We start from the raw sequence: 18,392 nt of genomic DNA, 5'->3' as shown, positions 1-18,392 counted from the left end.
CGCCTCCGGACCCGAAAGCCGCAGCCCAGCGACAAGCAGCAGCGACACACAAAAGCCGGGTGCGGCCCTCACCCCCGCCCTCTCCCAGGGGGAGAGGGAGCAAGGCAGCGCAGCCTGGCGAACAGCCAAGCGCCCTCTCCGCGAGGAAAGAAAAAGCCAGGCACCCGGCACGCTTCAAAGCACCCCCCCCCSCCGCGCCCGCCACCGCGCCGCCACCCCCGCGAACCCCAGATAGATCACCGGCGTCGTGAACAACGTCAACAACTGAGACACCACCAGCCCCCCCACCATCGTCACCCCCAGCGGATGCCGCAACTCGCTCCCCACCCCCGAGCCCAGCATCAGCGGCAACGCCCCTAGCAACGCGGCCAGCGTCGTCATCAGGATCGGCCGGAACCGCAGCAGGCACGCCTGGTGGATCGCCTCGCGCGGCGCAAGGCCCTGGGTGCGCTCGGCGTCCAGCGCGAAGTCGATCATCATGATCGCGTTCTTCTTCACGATGCCGATCAGCAGCACGATGCCGATGATCGCGATGATGTCGATGTCGAGCCGCGCCACCCACAGCGCCAGCAGCGCGCCCAGCGCGGCCGACGGCAGGGTCGAGAGGATGGTCACCGGGTGGATCGTGCTTTCGTACAGCACGCCGAGCACGATGTACATCGTCACCACCGCGGCCAGCACCAGCAGCAGCGTGTTCGACAGCGACGCCTGGAAGGCCAGCGCCGCGCCCTGGAACCGGGTCTCCACGCTCAGGGGCAGCTCCATCGCCGCCTCTTCCCGCTGGATCGCCTCGACCGCCTGGCCGAGCGATACGCCGGGCGCGGTGTTGAACGAAAGGGTCGCGGCGGGCAGCTGGCCGACGTGGTTGACGGCCAGCGCGGTGGGCCGCTCGGTCACCCGGGCCACCGACGACAGCGGCACCGGCGCGCCCAGGCTGCTCGGCACGTAGATGGCGCCCAACGCGTCGGGGCCCAGCTTGTACTGCGGCGCCACCTCCAGCACCACCCGGTACTGGTTGGACTGGGTGAAGATGGTCGAGATCAGCCGCTGGCCGAAGGCGTTGTAGAGCGCGGTGTCGATGCCCGCCACCGTCACGCCCAGGCGGCCGGCCTGGGCGCGGTCGATCTCCACATACGCCTGCAGGCCGTCGTTCTGCAGGTCGCTGGCCACATCGGCCAGCTGCGGCAAACCGCGCAGGCGCTCCAGCAACTGCGCGGTGGTGGACTGCAGCTGCGCCATGTCGGGCGAGGACAGCAGGAACTGGTATTGGGTGCGGGCGACGCGGTCCTCGATCGTCAGGTCCTGCACCGGCTGCGCATAGAGGGCGATGCCGGGCACGTCCCGCGCGGCAGCGGACAGCCGCCGCAGCACTTCGGCCACCGGGCCGCGCCGGGCCTTGGGCTGCAGGTCGATCAGCAGACGGCCGGTGTTGAGCGTGGTGTTGGCGCCGTCCACCCCGATGAAGGACGAGACGCTCTTGACCGCCGGGTCCTGCAGCAGCCGCTCGACCAGCGCCTGCTGACGCTGGCTCATCGCCGCGAAGGAGACCGACTGCGCGGCCTCGGTCGTCGCCTGCAGCGTGCCGGTGTCCTGCTCGGGGAAGAAGCCCTTGGGCACGACGACATACAGCAGCGCGGTCAGCGCCAGCGTCGCGGCGAAGACCAGCAGCGTGAGCCCGCTGCGATCGAGCACCCAGTTCAGCATGCGGCCGTAGCGGGCGATGGTGCGGTCGAAGAAACGGCCGGTGGCCTGGTAGAGCCGGCCGTGGCTCTCCTCGGGCGTGTGCTTCAACAACCGGGCGCAGAGCATCGGCGTCAAGGTGAGCGACACCACCATCGACACCAGGATCGCCACCGCCATCGTGATCGCGAACTCGTGGAACAGCCGGCCCACCACGTCGCCCATGAAGAGCAGCGGGATCAGCACCGCGATCAGCGAGATGGTGAGCGAGACGATGGTGAAGCCGATCTGCTGCGCGCCCTTGAGCGCGGCGGCCATCGGCGTCTCGCCGGCCTCCACGTAGCGGGCGATGTTCTCGATCATCACGATCGCGTCGTCGACCACGAAGCCGGTGGAGATGGTCAGCGCCATCAGCGTCAGGTTGTTGATCGAGAAGCCGCAGAGGTACATCACCCCGAAGGTGCCGACCAGCGACAGCGGCACCGCGACGCTCGGGATCAGCGTGGCCGAAACGCTGCGCAGGAACACGAAGATCACCATCACCACCAGCGCGATCGCCAGCAGCAGCTCGAACTGGGTGTCGCGCACCGAGGCGCGGATGGTGGTGGTGCGGTCGGTCAGCACCTGCACGTCGAGCGAGGCGGGCAGCGTCGCCTGCAGCTGCGGCAACAGCGCCTTGATGCGGTCGACCGTGTCGATCACGTTGGCGCCGGGCTGGCGGCGGATGTTGAGGATGACCCCTGCCTTGGCAATCGGCCCTTCGGTGCCGGTGGCGGTGGCGGCGGCGCCGGGCGCCGGCGCCACCCCGGCCCAGGCGGCCAGGCGGGTGTTCTCGGCGTCGTCCACCGTCTCGGCGATGTCCTGCAGCCGGATCGGGTTGCCGTTCTTGTAGGCGACGATCAGGTTGCGGTACTCGGCGGCGGACTGCAGCTGGTCGTTGGCGTCGATGGTCGAGGCGCGGGCCGGGCCGTCGAAGCTGCCCTTGGCCTGCTTGACGTTGGCCGCGGCGATCGCGGTGCGCACGTCGTCGAGCGTCATGCCGGCCGAGGCCAGGGCCACCGGGCTGGCCTGGATGCGCACCGCCGGCCGGCGGCCGCCCGCGATCGCCACCAGCCCCACGCCCGGCACCTGCGAGAGCTTGGGCGCCAGCCGGTTCTCGACCAGGTCGTGCACCCGGATCACCGGCAGCGAGGGCGAGGTGATCGCGAGCGTGAGCACCGGCGCATCGGCCGGATTGACCTTGCTGTAGACCGGCGGCATCGGCAGGTCGGCGGGCAGCAGGTTGCTGCCGGCGTTGATCGCCGCCTGCACCTCCTGCTCGGCCACGTCCAGGCCCACGTCGAGCGCGAAGCGCAGCGTGATCACCGACGCGCCGCCCGAGCTGGTCGACGACATCTGCGACAGCCCCGGCATCTGCCCGAACTGGCGCTCCAGCGGCGCGGTGACGGCCGAGGTCATCACGTCGGGGCTGGCGCCGGGGTAGAGGGTGACGATCTGGATCGTGGGGTAGTCCACCTCGGGCAGGGCCGACAGCGGCAGCAGCCGGTAGGCCAGGATGCCCGCGATCAGCACCGCCACCATCAGCAGCGAGGTGGCGACCGGGCGCAGGATGAAGATGCGCGACAGGTTCATGGGCGGCAGGCCGGTGCGGGTGCGGAAACAGGCGCGCGGCGCCTAGCGCGCGGCGGGGGCGGCCGGTGCGGCGGCGGGCGAACCGGCCGGGGCGGTGGCCGGTGCAGCGGCGCCGCCCGGCGCGGGCGCCGCGGCCGGCGTGCCCGGCGCACCGGGGCCGCCGGGCGCGGCGCCCTGCTGCTGGCGCTCGCGCATCTGGCGGAAGAAGGCGCGGCGCTCCTCGGGCGACATCGCCTGCACCTTGGCGGCCAGCTCGGGCGGCAGGTTGCGCCGGCCGCCGCGCGGGCCCTGGGCCGACTCCTGCACCGCCTGGTCGGCACGGGCGGCCGCATCGGGTGCGATCACCGCCACCTGCGCGCCCTCGCGCAGCCGGTCGGCGCCGTCGGTGACCACCCGCTCGCCCTCCTGCAGCTCGCCCTGCACGCTGACCCGGTCGCCGTCGGTGGTGCCGAGACGCACCTTGCGCAGGGACACGGTGCTGTCGTCCTTCACCGCATACACATAGGTGCCCTGGGTGCCGCGCTGCACTGCGGTGGTGGGCACGGTGAGCACGCCCGGCAGCGTGTCGACCTGCAGCCGCACGTTGGCGAACTGGTTGGGGAACAGGCTGCCGTCGGTGTTGGCGAAAGTGGCCTTGGCCTTGATGGTGCCGGTGGTGGTGTCGATCGCGTTGTCGACCGTCTCCAGCCGGCCGGTGGCCAGCCGCGTCTTCTGGTCGCGGTCCCACAGCTCCACCGGCATCGCGGCGCCGGCGCGCAGCCGGGCCACGACCCGCGGCAGGCTGGCCTCGGGGATCGAGAACAGCGCGTGGATCGGCTGCACCTGGGTGATGGTGACGATGCCGGTGGTGTCGGCCGCCCGCACCACGTTGCCCAGGTCGGCCTGGCGCAGCCCCAGCCGGCCCGAGATGGGCGCGGTGACGCGGGTGTAGGAAAGCTGCAGCCTGGCGGCATCGACCTGGGCCTGGTCGGTCTGCACCGTGCCCTGGGTCTGGCGCACCAGCGCGGCCTGGGTGTCGACCTGCTGCCGGGCGATCGAGTCCTGCGCCAGCAGGTCCTGGTAGCGCTGCAGGTCGAGCTGGGCGTTGCGCAGCAGCGCCTGGTCGCGGGCCAGCGCGCCCTGCGCCTGGGCCAGGGCCGCCTGGTAGTTGCGCGGGTCGATCTCGGCCAGCAACTGGCCGGCCTGCACCATGTCGCCCTCCTTGAAACGGATCGCCTTCAGCTCGCCGTCGGCCTTGGCGCGCACCACCGCGGTGTTGCGCGCGGCCACGGTGCCGATCGCGTTGACCAGCACCCGCACGTCTTGCCGCCGCACCGTGTCGGCCGAGATAGGCTGTACCTGGGCAGCCGGTGCGCGGCGGCCGCCCGGACCTGCCGCCGCGCCGGTGGCGGCCGGCGCCGCCGCCTGCCGTGCCGCGTGGCCGCGCCACCACCAGACGGCCGCCGCCACCGCGCAGAGCAGCACCACCGCCACGACCAGCCAGCCGGGCCGCACCCGTCCCCGCAGGGCATGCCGTACAGGCAAGGCAAGGGAGGGGCGCGAGCGTGGCCGGAACCAGGAGAGACGGGTGCAGGACATGGGCATGGGCAAGGTGCGGGCGGGCCGCAGGCGGCGGCAGGCCGAAAACGGGGCGGGGCCGGCCGGATGTTACGCGGCGCAACAGCGGCGGCGTAGCGCCCCGCGGCGCGATTTACCGTGGATTTACCCACCGTCCACCGGCAACCTCGGAAGACCGCCCGGCGCAGGGTGCCCGGCACCGCGCGCCGTAACAGAATATTTCCCCGACACGACCCGTACAAGCCCTCTGGTAAGGTCCCACGCGATGCAATTGCTTCCCACGGTCACTGCCGGGACCGCCCTCTTCCTCGACTTCGACGGCACCCTGGCCGAGCTCGCCCCCACCCCGGATTCCGTCCATGTGCCCTCGGGCCTGGTGACCACCATCGCCGCGCTGCGCCAGCATCTGGGCGGTGCGCTCGCCATCGTCACCGGCCGCAGGGTCGAGGACGTCGACCGGTTCCTGAGCCCGCTGCTGCTGCCGGTCGCGGGTGAGCACGGTGCTGAGTTCCGCCTGCCCGACGGCACCGGCCCCGACATCGCCCCGCCGGCGCTCGGCCCGGCGCTCGACGTGATGGAGCGGCTCGCCGCCACCCACCACGGCCTGCTGGTCGAGCGCAAGCCCCATTCGGTCGCGCTGCACTACCGCCACGCCCCCGACTTGGAGGCGCTGTGCCTGGCCGCGGTGCAGGCCGCCGTGGCCCCGCTGCCGGGCGTGGAACTGCTGCGTGGCAAGTGCGTGTTGGAGGTCAAGTCGGCCCACGTCGACAAGGGCCGTGCCATCGCCATCTTCATGCAGGCGCTGCCCTTCGAAGGCCGCACGCCGATCTTCGTCGGCGACGACGTGACAGACGAGGCCGGCTTCGCCGTGGTGCAGGGCCTGGGCGGCATCGGCATCAAGGTGGGCGAAGGGCCCACGCAGGCCCGCTACCGCTGCCAGAACCCGGCCGCGCTGCGCGGCTGGCTGGCGAGCGCCCGCACCAGCCTGGCCGCCGCCGAGGCGTCGATACCGCCGTCGCCCGCCGAATCCTGAAACCGATCTGAAGAAGAGCCCGCCATGCACGACGCCACCGCCCCCCACGCCGCCCATGCCGCCGCGCCGCACACGGACAACACCGCCGGCTTCGCGCCGCCCGAGCCCGCATCGCTGCAGCTGGGCCTGATCGGCAATTGCGGCTTCAGCGGCCTGGTGGACAAGCGGGGCCGCATCGTCTGGTGCTGCATGCCGCGCTTCGACGGCGACCCGGTCTTCAACGCCCTGCTGCAGCCGGGCGACGAGGCCAGCGCCTTCGGCATCGAGATCCAGGACTTCGCGCGCAGCGAGCAGTGGTACGAGCCCAATACCGCGGTGCTGCGCACCCGGCTGTGGGACACCGCGGGCAACGGCCTGGAGATCACCGACCTGGCGCCGCGCTTCTTCGCGCGCTCCCGCTTCTTCCGGCCGCTGACGCTGGTGCGCCGGGTGCGTGTGCTGCACGGCGCGCCGAGGGTGCGGGTGGCGATGGACCTGCGCTACGACTGGGGCCGCGAGACGCCCACCATCACCCGCGGCAGCAACCATGTGCGCTACGTCGGCGGCGACATGACGCTGCGGCTCAACACCGACGCGCCGATCGCCTACGTGCTGGCCAAGACGCCCTTCCTGCTGACCCGCGACCTGCACTTCATGCTGGGCGCCGACGAGACGCTGCACGACGGCATCGCCGACACGGTGCGCCACTTCGAGCGCGAGACCATCGCCTACTGGCGCAAGTGGAGCCAGCGGCTGGCGGTGCCGCTGGAGTGGCAGGACGCGGTGATCCGCGCGGCGATCACCCTCAAGCTCTCGCTCTACGAGGAGACCGGCGCCATCGTCGCCGCGATGACCACCAGCATCCCCGAGGCGCCGGGCAGCCAGCGCAACTGGGACTACCGCTACTGCTGGCTGCGCGATGCGTTCTTCGTGGTGCGGGCGCTCAACAGCCTCTCCGAAGTCGGCACGATGGAGGACTACCTGCGCTACCTGGGCAACGTGGTGATCGCCGCCGGCGGCGAGCATGTGCAGCCGCTCTACGGCATCGGCATGGAGCAGCAGCTGCCCGAATCCTTCGTCGAGCACCTGGGCGGCTACCGCGGCATGGGCCCGGTGCGGGTCGGCAACCAGGCGCAGGAGCATTTCCAGCACGATGTCTACGGCAACATCGTCCTCGGCGCGGCGCAGGCCTTCCACGACCACCGGCTGCTGCACCGCGCCGGCGAGGCCGAGTTCGCCCAGCTGGAGAAGATCGGCGAGCAGGCGATCCGCGTCTACGGCACGCCCGACGCCGGCATGTGGGAGCTGCGCACCCGCGCCCGGGTGCACACCTCGTCGGCCCTGATGAGCTGGGCCGCCTGCGACCGGCTGGCCAAGATCGCCACCGCGCTCTCGCTGCCGGAGCGCGCCGACTACTGGCACGGCCACGCCCGCCGGATGCAGGCCGAGATCATCGAGAAATCCTGGAACGAGGAGCGCCAGGCCTTCGCCGAGAGCTTCGGCGGCGCCGACCTCGACGCCAGCGTGCTGCTGATGGCCGAGGTGGGCATCATCGACCCGAAGGACCCGCGTTTCGTCTCCACCGTCGAGGCGATGCAGGCTTCGCTCTGCGACGGTCCCTACATGCGCCGCTACGAGGCGCCCGACGACTTCGGCAAGCCCGAGACCGCGTTCAACATCTGCACCTTCTGGCTGATCGACGCGCTGGCCCGCATCGGCCGCAAGGACGAGGCCCGCAGCATCTTCGAGACGATGCTCGCCGCCCGCAACCACCTCGGCATGATGAGCGAGGACACGCATCCCGACACGCAGGAGATGTGGGGCAACTTCCCGCAGACCTACTCGATGGTCGGCATCATCAACGCCGCGGTGCGCCTGTCCGCCCCATGGGACAGCGCGATATGAGCCGTCTCGTTGTCGTCTCCAACCGGCTGGCCGATCCGCGCAAGGCCGCGGCCGGCGGGCTGGCGGTGGCGCTGGGCGAGGCGCTCAACCGCACCGGCGGCCTGTGGTTCGGCTGGAGCGGCAACATCGTCGAAGGCGGCACGCCCGGCGAGGGCGAGCTGCACCGCCAGCAAGCCGGCGCGGTGACCCTGGCCACGGTCGACCTCTGCCGCGAGGACCACGACAACTACTACCTGGGCTACAGCAACGGCGTGCTGTGGCCGGTGTTCCATTACCGGCTGGACCTGGCGCATTTCGACGCCAACCACATCGCCGGCTACCGCCGGGTCAACCAGCTCTTCGCCCGCAAGCTGATGTCGCTCCTGAAGGAAGACGACACCATCTGGGTGCACGACTACCACCTGATCCCGCTGGCGGCCGAATTGCGCGCCATGGGCTGCAAGCAGAAGATCGGCTTCTTCCTGCACATCCCGCTGCCGCCGCAGCTGATCCTGGCCGCGATCCCGCAGCACGAGTGGCTGATGCGCTCGCTGTTCTCCTACGACGTGGTCGGCCTGCAGAGCGAGGCCGACGCCACCCACTTCTCGCGCTATGTCGAGAGCGAGCTGGGCGCCGAGGTGCTGGGCGACCACATGTTTCGCGCCTTCGGCAGCACCATCCGGGCGCAGGCGTTCCCGATCGGCATCGACGTGGACGAGTTCGCCGCCCTCACCCATGCCAAGGAAGCACGGGACACCTACGACCGGATGCGCGAGGAGTACGCCCGCCGGCGCCTGTTGATCGGCGTCGACCGGCTCGACTATTCCAAGGGCATACCGCACCGGGTGCGGGCCTTCCGCGAGCTGCTGGCCAACTACCCCGAGAACCGCGACAGCGCGGTGCTGATCCAGATCGCCTCGCCCACCCGCGAGAGCGTCGATGCGTACAACGACATCCGCATCGAGCTGGAGGGCCTCTGCGGCGCGATCAACGGCGACTACGGCGAGCTCGACTGGATGCCGATCCGCTACATCCACCGCACCGTGGCGCGCAAGCGCATTCCCGGCATCTGCCGCGCGGCCGCGGTCGGCCTGGTGACGCCGCTGCGCGACGGCATGAACCTGGTCGCCAAGGAATACGTCGCCGCCCAGGACCCGGCGGATCCGGGCGTTCTGGTGCTGTCGCGCTTCGCCGGCGCCGCCGAGCAGATGAAGGACGCGCTGCTGGTCAACCCCTACGACGCGCACGGCACCGCCGAGGTGATCCAGCGCGCGCTGCAGATGCCGCTGGACGAGCGCCGCGACCGGCACCAGAAGCTGCTACACGGCATCCGCGAGCACGACGTGCACTGGTGGCGGCGGACCTTCCTGGCGGCGCTGGAGAGCGCGCGCTGACCCATCGAATCGCTTATGGTCGCCTGCACAGGCGGCCGTGACGATAAGAACCTAAGCGCGTTTGCGAGCCTCGCCCTTGCGGACCCTGCGCAGTCGCCACATGCCGGCGAATCCCAGCGGCCCGACCAGCAGCCACCAAGGCGCTACCGGGACCGAGGCAATCTGCCCGCCAGCGCCACCCGGTACCGCGGCGGCCACGTTAAACGAAACGACATTGTTCGCGGCCACAGGATCGTTTTCCGTGGCCCCTGCGGTTCCGGTAACGGTGAATGGGGCCGCCGGCATCGTATACCCCACAGTGCAGACGATGGAAGCGTTCACTGCCAACACCGCGGGGGCGGCCGGAACGCAGGACACGGTGGCGCCCGGCGGCAGCCCGCCCACAGTGCACTGCGCCGCCGCTGCGGGGCTGGGCCCGGCGTTGGTGCAGGTCACCGTGCCGGTGCCCGCGCCGCCCACGGCGACCGGCGCGAAGCCTGCGATCGCCGCCTGCATGTCCACGGCTGCGGCGGAAGCCGTGGTGGTTACGGTGGCACTGTTGTTGAGCGTGCTCGACTCCGGGCTCTGGGTGGTCACGCCGCTCGAGATCGGCACGGTGCCGCCACTGGGCGGTGCCGTGTAGGCCACACCGATGGAAACCGATGCGCTCGGCGCCAGACTGGCCGGCATCCCCGACAGCGCCACGACGCAGCTGTTGGGGTCGTACATCGCAGATGCACCTGCCGGCAGGTTGGACACGCTTGCGTTGGCCGGGCAGCTTCCGGCAGTTCCGACCGTCAGCCGATAAGTCACACCAGTGGCCGTGCCACCGCCGAGGTTGGAGAAACTCACCGTTGCGCTAACCGCACTGCCGGCGGCGACGGTCGTGGGAATGCCGGTGATGGCGGTCGCCACGTCCGCCAGGATCACCTGCGTTTGCGCCGACGCGCTGTTGCTCGAGCGGTCATTGTTCTCGTTGGTCGCCTGAATCGCGGTGGTCAGGGTGACGGTGCCGGCGGTCGCCGGCGCAACGTAGCTGAAATTGAACGGCAATCCGCTCGAGGCCGCCAGTGTCGTCGGCATGCCGGTGAAAGCCAATGCGCAGGTCGCAGCGTTGTAGCCGACCGTGACGCCCGGCGGAACCGCGCTGAAATTGACCGCCGCAGGGCAGTAGCCGCCTGGCGCACCCAAGCTTGCGGCGTAGGTCACGCCGTTTGCAGCCGCATCGCCATCGTTGCGGAACACGAAGCTGCCATTGACCGTCTGGCCCGCATACACCTGGTTGGCAACCGAGGCTGCAGTACCGACATCCACACCTGCGGTCTGCGCGACGATGGTCAGTGTATTGGCCTCGGCGGAGGTGAACTGGTAGACCCACAGGTCGAGCGCCTTCGCGTCGCCGAACGAACCGGTCGCAGAACAATCGGCATTCGCGTTTCCGGTACCGGTCCAGGTGCGGTAGGTAGCCAGCGAATCCTGGCCCACCAACGAATGGTCCGGCACAGGCGAGGCCTGCGGATAGGCCGCGCCGCAGATCTTGCCATTGAGATCGCCGATGGCGGTGCCGTTGGAGGTGACGTAGCCGCGGTCGTCGTAGAACACGGTAGTGCGATCTGCTGCCGAGCCGTTCAGGCGGGTCATGGTGGGCCCGCTGGTGGTATTAAATTCGGCATCGACCAAGGGAAAATGAGCCTCGCCGTTGCGCCCCAGCACGCGGTAGGGATAGGGCGCCGCCGACGCGGGGAAAACCGCACCGGCGTTGTCGCGCCCGTCCCAGTAGCGGCTGTGGGTTCCGCCGAGTGCGGTTCCGGTCAGGATTCGGTTCGTGGTCTTCGCGGGATCGAAATCCACGCCGTCGGCGCTGATGACGATCTGATAGGACAACGTATTGGTGGTGGTGAAGCCGAACATGCCGCCCGCGCCTTGTGACGAAGTCGAGCCGGCCACATTGCCGGTGAAGCTCACCGATTGCAGCGTAGGTGCAGCCGGAACAGCCGGAATACCCAATTGCGCCAGCACCATTCTCACCGCGGCATCGTTGGCGCCGCCGGGCGTCACGTCGCTGAAGAATATCGGGTACTGCGCCGGCTGCGACACGATGCCGCTGGCCGGGTTGGCACCACGCGCCGCATAGGCGTTGCTACCCCGCACGTCCTTGTAGAGGGGCGAACCGGCATCGATGAAGCCCTTGCTGTTGGCATAGAGGGTGTAGCCATTGGGGTCGGTGCCGCGGAACTCCTGTCGATAGCGGTAACCGTCGGAGGTGACGTAGTAGAACGTGTGGTAGATCGGATTGCCGTTTCCGCCGGTGAACCCGTTCCATGCGTAGGTGAAGAGCCGGCCGTTGATGTCGGTCGTGCTGGCGGCGTCGGCGCGCACCGATACGTCCCACGCCGCCGTGGAGTTGTTGCTGGCCGTCTGGAGCGGATCGACAGATGCGTCGGGTCCGCCTCCACCGGTGGATTTGGTGAAATGGACGCCGTAGATGCCGTCGCGTGGCGCCTGGTAGGCACAGGGTACGAACTGGTTGCCCGAGACCGTTCCGTTGGCGGCACCGGGACCTGCCAACTCCTGTGCACGGTTGGCGATGGTACCCAGGGCACCGCCACCGAAGCTGCCGATACCGCCGACGCTGCAACGAAAGTTGACGGTTCCTGGTTCGGTCTCGTCGCCTGGTGTGCCGAACGACTGCGGGTCGTACACCAGCACGTCGCCTCCATTGGCGCGATTGCTGCTGCCCAGCACGATCTGCTCGCCCTGGCGTGCATACACGTAGAGGAAAGTCAGGCGATTGACCACATCCGCGTATTTTCCCGCGCCGCCCTGGTCATCGAGGTTCGACCGCTTGCCGGCTGCAGGATAGCCGGTCGGATGGATGCTGCGGCTGCCCTCCGCATGGGCCGTTATGGACAGCAGTACCGACAAGCAGCCGGTCAGAAGCGGCAGACGAAGGCGCGTGATGGTCGCAACCTTGCCGAGGCAGAAATGGAGGGGTGAATTCACGGACGCGAGGAAGTAAGCAAATGTTCGCCAATGGTAGCCGAGGTGTCGTTGCACAAATTTGCGTCGACCTGGTACGGCCCTTGCTCGCAATCGACAGGACGGCGCTCACTGCGCGCGCTCCCTTCCACACTTGAGGAGTTCCATGAAGACCTTGCCCCCTTTGCGCCGCCTGGCGCTGGCCTGTCTGTTCGGTGCCGGTGCCTCCCTGGCCGGCATGGCCCATGCGCAGGAGAAGACGCTGCGCATCGCCATGACCGCCGGCGACATTCCGCGGACCTCGGGCCAGCCCGACCAGGGCTACGAGGGCAACCGCTTTACCGGCATCCCGATGTACGACGCGCTGACGCAGTGGGACCTCAGCTCGGCCACCAAGCCCAGCGTGGTGATCCCCGACCTGGCCGTCTCCTGGGCGGTGAACGAGGCCGACAAGACCAAATGGACCTTCAAGCTGCGCCCCGGCGTGGTGTTCCACGACGGAACGCCCTTCAACGCCGACGCGGTGGTCTGGAACGTGGGCAAGGTGCTCGACAAGGAAGCCGCGCAGTACGACCCGGCGCAGATCGGCGTGACCGCCTCCCGCATGCCCACGCTGCGCACCGCCCGCAAGATCGACGACCTGACGGTGGAGCTGACCACCTCCGAGCCCGACTCGTTCCTGCCGATCAACCTCACCAACCTGTTCATGGCCTCGCCCGCGCACTGGGCCAAGAAGCTGGCCGCGGTGCCCGCCGCCACCACCGACAAGGCCGAACGCAGCAAGCAGGCCTGGGCCGCCTTCGCGGCCGACGCGTCGGGCACCGGCCCGTTCAAGCAGGCCAAGTTCGTGCCGCGCGAACGGCTGGAGATGGTGAAGAACCCCGCCTACTGGGACGCGGCCCGCCGCCCCAAGATCGACCGGGTGGTGCTGCTGCCCCTGCCCGAGGCCAGCGCCCGCACCGCGGCGCTGATGTCGGGCCAGGTCGACTGGATCGAGGCGCCCTCGCCCGACGCGCTGGACGCGATCAAGGCGCGCGGCTTCAAGCTGTACTCCAACCTGCAGCCGCACCTGTGGCCGTGGCAGTTCTCGCTGCTGCCCGACTCGCCCTTCAAGGACAAGAAGGTGCGCCAGGCCGCCAACCTGTGCGTGAACCGCGAGGCGATGAAGGAACTGCTGGGCGGCCTGATGGTGGGCGCCACCGGCATCGCCGAGCCGGGCGACCCGTGGCGCGGCAACCCGACGTTCCAGATCAAGCACGACGTGCCCGCCGGCCAGAAGCTGATGCAGGAGGCCGGCTACTCGGCCGCCAAGCCGGTGAAGGTGAAGGTGCAGACCTCGGCCTCCGGCTCGGGCCAGATGCAGCCGCTGCCGATGAACGAGTTCATCCAGCAGAGCCTCAAGGACTGCTATTTCGACGTGCAGTTCGACGTGGTCGAGTGGAACACCCTGTTCTCCGGCTGGCGCCTGGGCGCCAAGGATCCGGGCGCGCACGGGGCCCACGCCACCAACATCAGCGCCGCGACGATGGACCCGTTCTTCGCGATGGTGCGCTTCGTGAGCACCAAGGCGCAGCCGCCGGTCGCCAACAACTGGGGTTACTACAGCGACCCGGCGATGGACGCGCTGGTCGACAAGGCCCGCACCACCTTCGACGAGAAGCAGCGCGACGCGGCCCTGGCCGCACTGCACACCCGCATCGTCGACGAGGCGCCGTTCCTGTTCGTGGCGCACGACGTGGGCCCGCGGGCGATGTCGGCCAAGGTCAAGGGCGTGGTGCAGCCGAAGAGCTGGTTCATCGACATCGCCACGATGGACTTGAACTGACCCCCAGGCTGCGCGCTTCGCGTCTTCGCCACCCCCCCTTCGAGGGGGCGACACCGGCGGCCCGGCGGAGCCGGTTCCGCGGTGTCCCTGATATGGAGAGGGTGCGCGTCGTTCGTTGCGGCGCGGCGCCCGAGGAAACACGATGATCGCCTACCTTTTTCGCCGTGCGGGTTACGCGCTGCCCATCATGCTGGGGGTGTCGTTCCTGTGCTTCATGCTGGTGCACATCGCGCCGGGCGACCCGCTGGTGGCGATCCTGCCGGCGGATGCGTCGGTGGACCTGCAGCGGCAGATGATGAAGCTCTACGGCTTCGACCGCAGCCTGCCCGAGCAGTTCTTCCACTGGCTCTGGCGCGCGCTGCACGGCGACCTGGGCACCTCGATCGCGACCAGCCGGCCGGTGACGCAGGAGGTGATGAAGGCGGTGGGCAACACCTTCATGCTGGCGATGATGGCCACGCTGATCGGGTTTTTCTTCGGCGCGCTGTTCGGCTTCGTGGCGGGGTATTTCCGGCACTCGTGGGCCGACCGGCTGGCCTCGTTCATCTCGGTGATCGGGGTGAGCGTGCCGCACTACTGGCTGGGCATGGTGCTGGTGATCGTGTTCTCGTCGCAACTGATGTGGCTGCCGGCCACCGGCGCCGGCCCCGACGGCTCGGGCGCCTGGAAATGGGACCTGGAGCACCTCAAGTACATGGTGCTGCCGGCGGTCACCATGTCGTTCATCCCGATGGGCATCGTGGCGCGCACCGTGCGGGCGCTGGTGGCCGACATCCTGTCGCAGGAGTTCGTGGTGGGCCTGCGCGCCCGCGGCCTGGGCGAGTTCGGCGTGTTCCGGCACGTGGTGAAGAACTGCGCGCCCACCGCGCTGGCGGTGATGGGCCTGCAGCTGGGCTACCTGCTGGGCGGCTCGATCCTGATCGAGACGGTGTTCTCCTGGCCCGGCACCGGCTTTCTGCTGAACCAGGCGATCTTCCAGCGCGACCTGCCGCTGCTGCAGGGCACGATCCTGGTGCTGGCGCTGTTCTTCGTGGGCCTGAACCTGATCGTCGACGTGCTCCAAACCGTCTTCGACCCCCGTATCGAAAGAGCCTAGCCATGCAGCACACCCCCAGGCTTGCCCACTGCGTGTGGCCGCCAACCCCCTTGCAGGGGGCAACACCGGCGGCCTGGCAAAGCCGGTTCCGCGGTGTTTCTGGCCCTGGAGCGTTGCCATGAGCGCGGTCCTCGCGCCAGGCGGCCTGCCGTCCGCCCCCGCGCCGAACGTGGTGCGCTCCCGCGGCCACGGCGCCAACGTGCTGCGCCGGCTGGTGCGCAACCCCGTCGCGATGGCGGCGGCGGCGGTGATCCTGCTGCTGGTGCTGGTGGCGCTGCTGGCGCCGTGGATCTCGCCGGCCGATCCGTTCGCCACCTCGATGTTCAAACGGCTGCGGCCGGTCGGCACCGCCGGCTATCCGCTCGGCAGCGACGAGCTGGGGCGCGACATGCTCTCGCGGCTGATGCTGGGCGGCCGGCTGTCGCTGTTCATGGGCATCGCGCCGGTCGTCATGGCCTTCGCGGTGGGCGGCGGCATCGGCATCCTGGCCGGCTATGCGGGCGGCCGGGTCAACACGGTGGTGATGCGCTGCATCGACGTGCTGTACGCGTTTCCGTCGGTGCTGCTGGCGATCGCGCTGTCGGGCGCGCTGGGCGCGGGCATCACCAACGCGCTGATCTCGCTGACCGTCGTCTTCGTGCCGCAGATCGCCCGCATCGCCGAGAGCGTCACCACCCAAGTGCGGCGCAGCGACTACGTGGACGCGGCCCGTGCCTCGGGCGCCGGGCCGTTCACCATCGTGCGGCGCCATGTGCTGGGCAACGTGATCGGGCCGATCTTCGTCTATGCCACCAGCCTCATCTCGGTGTCGATGATCCTGGCCTCGGGCCTGTCGTTCCTGGGCCTGGGCGTGAAGCCGCCGCAGCCCGAATGGGGGCTGATGCTCAACACCCTGCGCACCGCCATCTACAGCCAGCCGCTGATCGCCGCGCTGCCGGGGGTGCTGATCTTCGTCACCTCGGTGTCCTTCAACATGCTGGCCGACGGCCTGCGCCAGGCGATGGAGGTCAAGCAATGAACCGTCGATTCGCCCTGCCGATATGGGCCCGCGCCGCAGCGCGCGGCACCGAGGTGTCCCGATGAGCCAGATGTTCAGCATCGTCCCCGCCGCCCTCGCCGACCCGCGCGACCTGGGCGGCCCGCGCCAGCCGCTGCTGCGGGTGCAGCACCTGCAGAAACACTTCCCGCTCAAGCGCAAGGGCCTGGCGCCCTGGGGCCCGCGGCCCGCGGTGCGGGCGGTAGACGACGTGAGCTTCGACATCAAGAAAGGCGAGACGCTGGGCGTGGTCGGCGAATCGGGCTGCGGCAAGTCGACCACCGCGCGCCTGCTGATGCAGCTCACCCGCCAGGACCGGGGCGAGCTGGTGTTCGACGGCCAGACGGTCGGCTCCCGCGCGCTGCCGCTGCGCGAGTTCCGCCGCCAGACGCAGATGGTGTTCCAGGACAGCTATTCGTCGCTCAACCCGCGGATGACGATCGAGGACTCGGTCGCCTTCGGCCCCACGGTGCACGGCGTGCCGCAGCGCGCCGCGCTCGCCCGGGCGCACGACCTGCTGGCGCGGGTGGGGCTGGACCCGGCGCGATTCGCCGGCCGCTATCCGCACGAGCTCTCGGGCGGGCAGCGGCAGCGGGTCAACATCGCCCGCGCGCTGGCGCTGGAGCCGCGGCTGGTGATCCTGGACGAAGCCGTGTCGGCGCTCGACAAGTCGGTCGAGGCGCAGGTGCTCAACCTGCTCGAAGACCTCAAGCGCGACTTCGGCCTGACCTACCTCTTCATCAGCCACGACCTGCACGTGGTGCGCTACGTGAGCGACCGGGTGCTGGTGATGTACCTGGGCCAAGTGGTCGAGGTGGGGCCGTCGGAGCAGGTCTTCGACGCGCCGCGCCATCCCTACACCCGGGCGCTGCTGCAGTCGATGCCGAGCGCCGATCCGCTGCAGCGCACCACCGAGGCGCCGCTCTCGGGCGATCCGCCCAACCCGATCGACCCGCCGACGGGCTGCCGCTTCCACACCCGCTGCGCCTTCGCCCAGCCGGTGTGCGCGCAGCGGATGCCCGCCTTCGTGGAGCCGGCGCCCGGCCACGGGGTGGCCTGCCTGCGCTGGGAGCCCGAATCCGGCTACGAGCCGCTGCCCGACTTCCCGCCCTGCCCCGCCGCGGGCGACCGGCGCCCGACGGCGGTGCGGGCGGTGCACGCGGCCGGCGAACTGCCCGACATCTTCCCGGAGGCCCAGCGTGGTTGACCGCACACCCTCCCCCCTGGCGGCCGGCACGGCCGCGGCCACACCCGCGCTGCGGATGCAGGACCTGCGGGTCGAGTTCAGCGCCGGCGCCCGGCGCATCGAGGCGGTCAACGGCGTCGACCTGTCGCTGCGCCCCGGCGAGGTGGTGGCGCTGATCGGCGAATCGGGCTCGGGCAAGAGCGTGACGCTGCGGGCCGTCATGCGGCTGCACGCGGCGCGCAGCACCTGCATCACCGGCCGGCTGGAGGTGGCGGGCCAGGACGTGCTGGCGATGTCGGCGCGGGAGCTGTCGGCCCTGCGCGGCAAGCAGGTGGCGATGATCTTCCAGGAGCCGCTGCTGGCGCTGGACCCGGTGTACCCGGTGGGCGCGCAGATCGTCGAGGCGATCCGCCGGCACGAGAGCGTCGGCCGCGCCGAGGCCCATGCCCGCGCGCTGGCCCTCTTCGAGCGGGTGCGCATCCCCAGCCCCGAGCGGCGGCTGGCCGCCTATGCCCACGAGATGTCGGGCGGCATGCGCCAGCGCGCCATGATCGCACTGGCCCTGGCCTGCCGGCCCCAGCTGCTGCTGGCCGACGAACCCACCACCGCGCTCGATGCCACGGTGCAGATCCAGATCCTGCTGCTGCTGCGCGAGCTCCAGCAGGAGATGGGCCTTGCCATCGTCTTCGTCACCCACGACATCGGCGCCGCGGCCGAGGTGGCCGACCGCATGGCGGTGATGTATGCCGGGCGCATCGTCGAGCAGGGCCCGGCCGCCATCCTGCTGACCCGGCCGCGCCACCCCTACACCCTGTCGCTGCTGCAGAGCCGCGCCCACGGCGCGATGCAGAAGGGCCAGCGGCTGCAGACCATCGCCGGATCGCCGCCCGACCTGTCGCGGCTGCCGCCGGGTTGCGCCTTCGCCGAGCGCTGCGCCTGGGCGCAGGACGCCTGCCGCGCCACCCAGCCGCCCGAGGTGGCGCTGGGTGCCGGCCACAGCGCCCGCTGCCTGCGACTCGACGTGGTCGATGCGGTGCGGCCCGCCGCGGCGCCGGCGACCGCCACCGGCTGACGCATGCCGTTTGCTATAGATTTGATAGCTGGTGGCCGGCGTACCGCGCCGGCCACAGCC

Annotated in this window: 11 protein-coding genes; 8 read left to right on the top strand and 3 right to left on the bottom strand. The window is 70.1% G+C overall.

All coding sequences use genetic code 11. From position 1 onward, the window contains the following. Window positions 1–174: 174 nt before the first annotated feature. Together ASE76_RS06400 and ASE76_RS06395 are read right to left on the bottom strand one after the other, a co-directional pair. Window positions 175–3,312 carry an MdtB/MuxB family multidrug efflux RND transporter permease subunit gene (locus ASE76_RS06400; protein WP_055836537.1) on the bottom strand — a complete coding sequence of 1,046 codons (3,138 nt, stop codon included), beginning with the start codon at window positions 3,310–3,312 and terminating at the stop codon, window positions 175–177. Between the two features lie 42 nt (window positions 3,313–3,354). Beyond that, a complete protein-coding gene (locus tag ASE76_RS06395; protein ID WP_055836534.1) occupies window positions 3,355–4,836 on the bottom strand; it encodes an MdtA/MuxA family multidrug efflux RND transporter periplasmic adaptor subunit in 1,482 nt (493 codons plus the stop codon). A 298-nt stretch (window positions 4,837–5,134) separates the two neighbouring features. Here ASE76_RS06395 and otsB point away from each other — a divergent pair, with 298 nt between their 5' ends. The 3 genes from otsB to otsA are packed head-to-tail and all read left to right on the top strand — an operon-like array spanning window position 5,135 to window position 9,159. Beyond that, the gene (otsB, locus tag ASE76_RS06390) at window positions 5,135–5,902 is read left to right on the top strand and encodes a trehalose-phosphatase (RefSeq protein ID WP_055836532.1); all 768 of its coding nucleotides are present in this window, start codon (window positions 5,135–5,137) and stop codon (window positions 5,900–5,902) included. Between the two features lie 24 nt (window positions 5,903–5,926). Next, a complete protein-coding gene (locus ASE76_RS06385) occupies window positions 5,927–7,786 on the top strand; it encodes a glycoside hydrolase family 15 protein (RefSeq protein ID WP_055836530.1) in 1,860 nt (619 codons plus the stop codon). Further along, window positions 7,783–9,159: an alpha,alpha-trehalose-phosphate synthase (UDP-forming) gene (gene otsA, locus ASE76_RS06380; protein WP_055836528.1), complete on the top strand. Its 1,377-nt coding sequence runs from the start codon at window positions 7,783–7,785 to the stop codon at window positions 9,157–9,159. Before ASE76_RS06385 ends, otsA begins: the two co-directional genes overlap by 4 nt. 51 nt (window positions 9,160–9,210) lie before the next feature. On the opposite strand, the gene ASE76_RS06375 is transcribed toward otsA, so the two are convergent. Then, window positions 9,211–12,141 (bottom strand): hypothetical protein, encoded by a 2,931-nt coding sequence (locus tag ASE76_RS06375; protein ID WP_156362546.1) that lies wholly within the window; start codon window positions 12,139–12,141, stop codon window positions 9,211–9,213. A 142-nt stretch (window positions 12,142–12,283) separates the two neighbouring features. Here ASE76_RS06375 and ASE76_RS06370 point away from each other — a divergent pair, with 142 nt between their 5' ends. The 5 genes from ASE76_RS06370 to ASE76_RS06350 all read left to right on the top strand — a co-directional run bounded on the left by ASE76_RS06370 (window position 12,284) and on the right by ASE76_RS06350 (window position 18,332). Beyond that, window positions 12,284–13,942: an ABC transporter substrate-binding protein gene (locus tag ASE76_RS06370; protein ID WP_055836521.1), complete on the top strand. Its 1,659-nt coding sequence runs from the start codon at window positions 12,284–12,286 to the stop codon at window positions 13,940–13,942. Window positions 13,943–14,084: 142 nt separating this feature from the next. Continuing rightward, window positions 14,085–15,038, top strand: coding sequence for an ABC transporter permease (locus tag ASE76_RS06365; RefSeq protein WP_055836518.1), 954 nt, complete (start codon window positions 14,085–14,087; stop codon window positions 15,036–15,038). Between the two features lie 118 nt (window positions 15,039–15,156). Next, on the top strand, window positions 15,157–16,056 hold the full coding sequence (locus ASE76_RS06360; RefSeq protein ID WP_055836515.1) for an ABC transporter permease: 900 nt from the start codon (window positions 15,157–15,159) through the stop codon (window positions 16,054–16,056). Window positions 16,057–16,117: 61 nt separating this feature from the next. Then, window positions 16,118–17,281 carry an ABC transporter ATP-binding protein gene (locus tag ASE76_RS06355; RefSeq protein ID WP_369793381.1) on the top strand — a complete coding sequence of 388 codons (1,164 nt, stop codon included), beginning with the start codon at window positions 16,118–16,120 and terminating at the stop codon, window positions 17,279–17,281. 55 nt (window positions 17,282–17,336) lie between these two features. Then, window positions 17,337–18,332, top strand: a complete 996-nt coding sequence (locus ASE76_RS06350) for an ABC transporter ATP-binding protein (protein WP_055836513.1) — start codon at window positions 17,337–17,339, stop codon at window positions 18,330–18,332. Window positions 18,333–18,392: the final 60 nt, after the last annotated feature.

It is taken from the genome of Xylophilus sp. Leaf220 (genome assembly GCF_001421705.1).
Lineage (GTDB): Bacteria > Pseudomonadota > Gammaproteobacteria > Burkholderiales > Burkholderiaceae_C > Xylophilus.
The sequence above is the reverse complement of the archived record's forward strand: the minus strand, read 5'-3'. Positions and strand labels throughout refer to the sequence as shown.

What these genes read in the sequence shown, in the direction of transcription:
- otsA (WP_055836528.1), top strand. Translation starts at nt 7,783, where the DNA reads ATGAGCCGTCTCGTTGTCGTCTCCAACCGGCTGGCCGATCCGCGCAAG.
- otsB (WP_055836532.1), top strand. Translation starts at nt 5,135, where the DNA reads ATGCAATTGCTTCCCACGGTCACTGCCGGGACCGCCCTCTTCCTCGAC.
- ASE76_RS06370 (WP_055836521.1), top strand. Translation starts at nt 12,284, where the DNA reads ATGAAGACCTTGCCCCCTTTGCGCCGCCTGGCGCTGGCCTGTCTGTTC.
- ASE76_RS06365 (WP_055836518.1), top strand. Translation starts at nt 14,085, where the DNA reads ATGATCGCCTACCTTTTTCGCCGTGCGGGTTACGCGCTGCCCATCATG.
- ASE76_RS06385 (WP_055836530.1), top strand. Translation starts at nt 5,927, where the DNA reads ATGCACGACGCCACCGCCCCCCACGCCGCCCATGCCGCCGCGCCGCAC.
- ASE76_RS06360 (WP_055836515.1), top strand. Translation starts at nt 15,157, where the DNA reads ATGAGCGCGGTCCTCGCGCCAGGCGGCCTGCCGTCCGCCCCCGCGCCG.
- ASE76_RS06350 (WP_055836513.1), top strand. Translation starts at nt 17,337, where the DNA reads ATGCAGGACCTGCGGGTCGAGTTCAGCGCCGGCGCCCGGCGCATCGAG.
- ASE76_RS06355 (WP_369793381.1), top strand. Translation starts at nt 16,118, where the DNA reads ATGAGCCAGATGTTCAGCATCGTCCCCGCCGCCCTCGCCGACCCGCGC.